5 protein-coding genes are annotated in these 6,265 nt (G+C 26.0%); all 5 read left to right on the top strand.

Going from position 1 to position 6,265, the window contains the following annotated elements:
* Positions 1-1,339 (top strand): hypothetical protein (locus tag ACI3VO_RS03280; RefSeq protein WP_439756549.1); only part of this gene is annotated, 1,339 nt, incomplete at its 5' end.
* A 300-nt stretch (positions 1,340-1,639) separates the two neighbouring features.
* Positions 1,640-2,899 (top strand): hypothetical protein, encoded by a 1,260-nt coding sequence (locus ACI3VO_RS03275; protein WP_439756548.1) that lies wholly within the window; start codon positions 1,640-1,642, stop codon positions 2,897-2,899.
* A gap of 97 nt (positions 2,900-2,996) precedes the next feature.
* On the top strand, positions 2,997-3,356 hold the full coding sequence (locus ACI3VO_RS03270) for a hypothetical protein (RefSeq protein WP_439756547.1): 360 nt from the start codon (positions 2,997-2,999) through the stop codon (positions 3,354-3,356).
* A 293-nt stretch (positions 3,357-3,649) separates the two neighbouring features.
* Positions 3,650-5,485, top strand: a complete 1,836-nt coding sequence (locus ACI3VO_RS03265; RefSeq protein WP_439756546.1) for a hypothetical protein — start codon at positions 3,650-3,652, stop codon at positions 5,483-5,485.
* The coding region (locus tag ACI3VO_RS03260; RefSeq protein WP_439756545.1) for a hypothetical protein at positions 5,478-6,265 on the top strand (788 nt) is incomplete at its 3' end. The genes ACI3VO_RS03265 and ACI3VO_RS03260, both read left to right, overlap by 8 nt.

Raw genomic sequence — 6,265 nt, 5'->3', positions numbered from 1 at the left:
ATTATCAATGTTGGATGTGGAAGTTCATGGATATAAAATAAGAATGGGAGATTGGGTAGAGATAGATGGAAAAGTTCAACAAGTAGGATCTATTAGTTCTACATTAGTAGATGGTGGTGTTACTTTAGCTGAAGTTAGATCTCTCCCTTCTGTAAAGAAACTAGGATCTAAAGGAAGGAATATTAGAGCACAAAATTATGAAGTATTAATTACTACAGAAAATATCAATAATGGAAGATCAGAATTTGATCTATACGATTTAGATTCTGTAAATTTTATTTATAAATTAAAAGAATTTGTTGAAAATTTTGAACAGCATAAATCTGATAATGATATATTATATCAAATATTTTCAGAAATTAATAATAGTATAGAATATAAAGATGGAGATTTTAAACTTGATTTAGAAACTTTAATAGATTCTAAATCCACAGAAAAATCAGTTAAAGAATTAATTCCTTATGTAAAAGATAAAATTCAAAAAGATTTAAGGAGTATTTCTGATGGATTTTATCCTATTCCTATTAGTTTTAGAATTGAAAATGCTTCTGATAACTATGCTACTATATTAACATCTAAATATTCTGCAAATGAAATCGCAGTAGATAAACCTTTTGCTGATAAATTTTTATTAGATGAAGGAGATAATTTATCAGATGTAAACGAAAAGTTCTTTATTAATAAGCTTACCAATAGAGGTAGAACTAATTTAGATAAAGAATATTGGACTGCTGCACTAATAGGAAAAAATTATAAACTTCATTTTGTAAGTTCAGAACAATTTAAAAACTTAAGAAATAATGTAAAAAATAAAAAAGATATAACAGAAATAAATATAGAAAGTCAAAAAGTTATAACTCCAGAAATTACATATAGGGTTGTTGGAGATGTTATGTATCCAATAACTAGTAATATGAAGTTTTACCAAGTTACTATTTCTGGAGAATCCTTTGAAGTTGTTGTGGGAGCTTCTGTTGAAAATATAAGAGAAATATATAAGACTAATAATTTTTATACAGCAGATTTCAATATAACAACCGAAAATGAAGAATTATTATCTTTATATAATGAAGTAAATCATACTGATTACCCTGATTTAGATAGTTTCAAAAAGGTTAGTCATGATGATAGAAAAAAAGTAGAAATTAAGAGACAAGCTAAGAAAATGTATCAATCATTTAAAGAAGCTTGCAAAATAATTGCTGCTCGTATTCCTGCACAATCTATGCAATCTTTTATGAATATGAAGATTGTAGCATTCACTAATTTTGGAACTAATACTGTTCAGACTCCTTTAGAGATGCTTATCTTTGAAGGAAGTGACTTTAAAATATATTGAAGTCGTTAAATCTCGTGAATTGCGGGAAATTCCTTAAGTTTACTATACTAAATTAAAGTAGAAATATATTTAATGGCTATAATTAACTATTATAGGTAAGTAAAAAGTAGTAAAATTGGATAATCCGCAGCTAAGTGTCTTGTATATAAGATAAAAGTTCATCGACTATCCCCATGGGAGTAGGATTTATTCCGAAGCGCGAGACTCTTAATATAAATACGTGATATTTATTAAGAGATGATATAGTCAGTCTTTATATGAAAGTATAAAGGTAAAACGGATATTGATAAAATCTATGTAATGATGTCTTCTATATCAAAAAATGGAATTTATTCTGATTGGTCTCCATATTTTAATTATTACTCAGATAATAATTTTAATATTGCAAAAACATTACCTTTACCATCTAGAATAGAATATCAGATAGGTAGTAAAGAAGACATAGATAAAGATAATTCTAATACAGTAGATGTTTCAGAGTATGTAGATGTGCTTGATTTGTATAATATACATAAGAAAAATAGATCTAATGAAGAAAATTATAGAATGTTTGTAGAAAGATTTAATTCTTTAATGACTGCTATTAAGGATAAGAATAGAATTTATTCTAATACTAGAGGATCTGAATTGTTAAGTTTCATAAATAAGCATACAATGTATAAATATAATGAATCAGAAGTAATAAAGAATATGATATTTAATTATATGTATACTATTGGAGCAAATCCTAAGAATTATCTATCAGAGACCTCTGTATTAACTGTAGCTCCTGCTAGAAAGGCCGCAGCGAAATCTAGCATGGGTAAGTTTGGAAATAATAATTCTAATGAAAATCCTGGAGCAAAAATGAATGCTCAAGATCAGAATATGGTAGGAAAGTCTTCTATTGCTGTTTATGCTAATGGAATTAAAGCTTTCTCTTCGTTATTGTTATTCTTTCAGGATAAATTAACCAATATAGATAAAGCTAATGAAATCTTTAATTCTAAATTAAAAGAATTTTCTAAAATAATAGACGAAGATCTTCAAAAAATAAAAAACAGTAGGCCAGATTTAGCAGAATATATTAATAATAAAATTTCAGAATATAATAGTAACCTCAAAGCTTTCGAATTACTAGATTCATTAGATATACCTGCTCTTTATGCTGTTTATAAACCTTTTGCTGATTTAGCAGAACTTATATCTAAGTATGAAGACAATAATAATGTTTCAGTAGATGATTTAACTCCAACAAATTTAGGTGCTACAGGAGATGGTTTCATACAAAGTGGATTTTATCTAAAAGATGATAATAATTATATAACAGCAATAAAAAATTTAGTATATTTGCACTATTATAAAGATGTGAGAAGATTTAAAATTGGAGGAAGAGAATATAAGTTTAAGGATGCAGATGGAGAATTTACTATTAAATTATCTACTACTCTTCCTAATATCAATATATTATCTAATCCAAGTGAATTTCTTACTGGACTAAAAAATGATATTTTGAATAATAAAATACAGGAAGATGTCTATGAAACTTTAGGAATTATGCTTAATGTAAGTACCGATTAAAAATAAATGAGAATACTCAAAAATTCTTGAGAAATATTTTATTAATATAAAAATTATTGTTATCTTTGTGCCATTATTAATCTAAAACATTAATGCTATGGTTAACGAAGAATTAAAACAATTAATTAAAAAACTTTACGTAGACGGAGTTAAAACTATTACTCAAGAATATCTAGATAAAATTCATTCTCCAATTGCTTTAGCTTATTGGTTTATGGATGATGGTACTCAAAGGGGTACAATAGCAACAAATTGCTTTAGTCTACAAGAACAAGAATTATTAGTAGATTGGATGGCTAATAAATGGAATATATTATGTTCCTTACAAAAAAATAAAGATTCTTATGTATTACATATTTTAGAGGAATCTAGAAAAAAATTTGAAGAACTAATATTTCCATATATGATTCCATCAATGTATTATAAATTAAAGTATTTTAATGCAGAGTCGGTGTAAAATCCAGTGAACTCAGGGAAGTCCCTTAGAGCTTTAACTACCAAATATAATTAGTAATAATTATATGGCTGAAGTAATTACTCAGGTATGGTAAAAAGGTTAAAGATTGGGTAATCCTGATCTAAGTTTCCTTGATAAGGAAAAAAGAGCAACGACTAGTAAGTCCTATTAAATAATAGGCATAAAATCTAAGTAGATTCGAAGCGCTGGACACTAAAAATTAGTGATGATATAGTCTGAACATTACTAGAAATAGTAAGAGAATATGTGGAAACGACATATTTATAACATAATTGAATGCTAAAGAGCTTGTCTTAGAGAAGATAAATGGGGCAGGAAAGCTCGCTAATGTTTATATTTATCTTATTGCATCTGGTGCATCTTTTGATAGTATTACTAGATTTATGACATCTAAGCTGATTAATGCAGTAGGTAAAGAAGCTAATTCCTCTCTGTTTAAAGAAGACACAAAGTATAATAATTTACAAAGAGCAATTAATACATATAGAGCAGGAGTAAATTTATCTGATTTTATTCCTGGAGAATATATTAATAATGCTGTATCCAAATTAAATAATCTAGTAAAAGAATTAGGAATTAAATATCATACTTCTGATAATAGAGCAAAATTTACAGAAAAATTTGGAACTTTAACAGCTAAGGAAATAGGACAAATTATTTCTCATATTAATAATAATAACATTAAATTTAATCTAGATAAGAGAACTAAAGATGAAATAGAAGCATTTGAAGACTATGAATATTCTACAATAAAACTTAAAGAAAGCACTTTCTTAATTAATAGATTTTTAAATAAGGCTTTATCTAGAGCACTTTTGTTAGAAAGTGAAGGTTTGTTGGAAAGTAAAAGTACTCTAAATAAATTAGCCGCTTTTGCTGAGGGAGGTCAAGAAATTAGTACATATTCTCAATTATGTGGTATAAATCAAGGAGTTAAAGCATTAAGGAACGAATACTTTACTAAACTTCAAACATTAGAAAAGTTTATAAGCGATAAAATAGACTTATATATTGTTGAAATAGATGGCTTACATTATAGATTTGATTTTCTAAGATTTATATCTGATGAAGATTATAGAAATGATGCTATTTTAAGATATGAGAGGGCAAAAACATCTTTTAATATACTTGAAGCAATTAATAGTTCTCCTCATTTAAGAGAAATGTATAGAGCTATGTATGTATCAGATCATTTACTATCATCATTTTCTTATAAATATAATTTATATAAGAAGTTAATAAATGATTCAAGAGTATATTCAGGAAAAGTACAGGGAGAAGATAAGTCTAAAATTATAATTGGATTTATTAATGACTTAGTAACTGCTGAGTTTTTTGATAGATCTGGAATAAATATAAATTTACAAAATCCTATTACTATCTATAATTCAGATTTCTCTGATTCATTAAGTAATATAAAGTCTCTTACTCTTAATAATGTTTTTAATAGGGCATCTTTTAAAAGATGGATGGAATCTTATGTTATTCCAACTCTTAAAAAGAATTACCCTAATAATTCTTTTATAAAGGATTTAACTCCAGATTCTACTAAATCTCAAATAGGCTCTTCAAAAATATTTTATAAACTTCCAATTGATTTAAATAAAGTTGTAGGAGATTATAATGAGGTGTTATATGACAACTATGTATTAGATTTTAATAATTTAAGGCAATTTAAATTTGAAGGAAACAATATTGGGGATTTGTTTTTTATATACAATCTTCTTATTAGTAACAATAGTTTTGGAGGAAAAACTATTACTAGAATATTTGAAGATATGGTAAGAGAGGCAGATTCGAACAGTATAGTTTCCAAATTCTTAGAATTTGAATCTAATCTTTCTAATTTAAATATTGATTATGATATAAATGATTTGAATATAAGGTTTAAACCTCAAACTAGAGTTAATATATTATTTAATAGTTCTAGGGTAGAGACTTTTAATGGAGAAACTTTTGAAGTATTTACTAAAGATAACACATCTATGTTATTCTTTAAAGATAAAACAAATAAAGAGTTTTCAAGAAAGGTTAATACTGTACATGATAAATTGATGGAATTATTTGATAATAATAAAATACAAATAAAATTAAGCTGCGATGAGTAAAAAAATCACAAGTTGTGTTCAATTTACTATAGGCAATAAAAAATACCAATTCAAAGATGTGGACATTAGTTCCACATCTTTGGATAATATTTTACGTTCTATATTGTCTAACCATAGTAATATTGGAGAAATTAATGAAATACTTGAAACTAAAACAGATATAAATGACATATTAGACGATAATCCAGAGTCCATTACTGATGTTGGAGATTTAGCTATAGGTAATCTTAACTTAAATGGACTTAATACTTTATCAATATTGCATACTCCTATTAAGGGAGATAGATTATCTTCATATCTATCATCTATAGTAAGTAACATGGATTATTTAGATAATAATATTTTGGTAAGTAATAATGTTAATTCTTGTTCTATTTATATAGGAAGTAAAAGGTCTTTTATAACTGTAAATCCAGAAATATTAAAAGATTCTATAAAAGTATCTCAGTTAATCTCCCTAAATTATGCTTTGAATAAATGTACCAATTACAATAGTCCTGTTTTTAGAACTCTTAAAGAGTATGTAGACAATATACAACATTCAGATTCTAAATTAGCAGAAGAATTAAGTGGTTTGAATAGTAGTTTGGCCGCTAAAAAATTATTATTATATGCTATTCAAAATCAAGATGAAGAAATATCTCTAAATATTTTAAATAGTATAGCTAAAATTATAAAACAAGAATCCGAATCTAGAGAGAAAATTAAAGGACTAGATTTTAATTCAGTTAAAGATATTACTAAATATAGTAATACTGTTTCCAAAATAGGAGATCATGA

It is taken from the genome of Intestinibacter sp. (assembly GCF_051866655.1).
GTDB lineage: Bacteria > Bacillota > Clostridia > Peptostreptococcales > Peptostreptococcaceae > Intestinibacter.
Note: the sequence above shows the minus strand (reverse complement) of the source record. Positions and strands in the feature narration are given on the sequence as shown.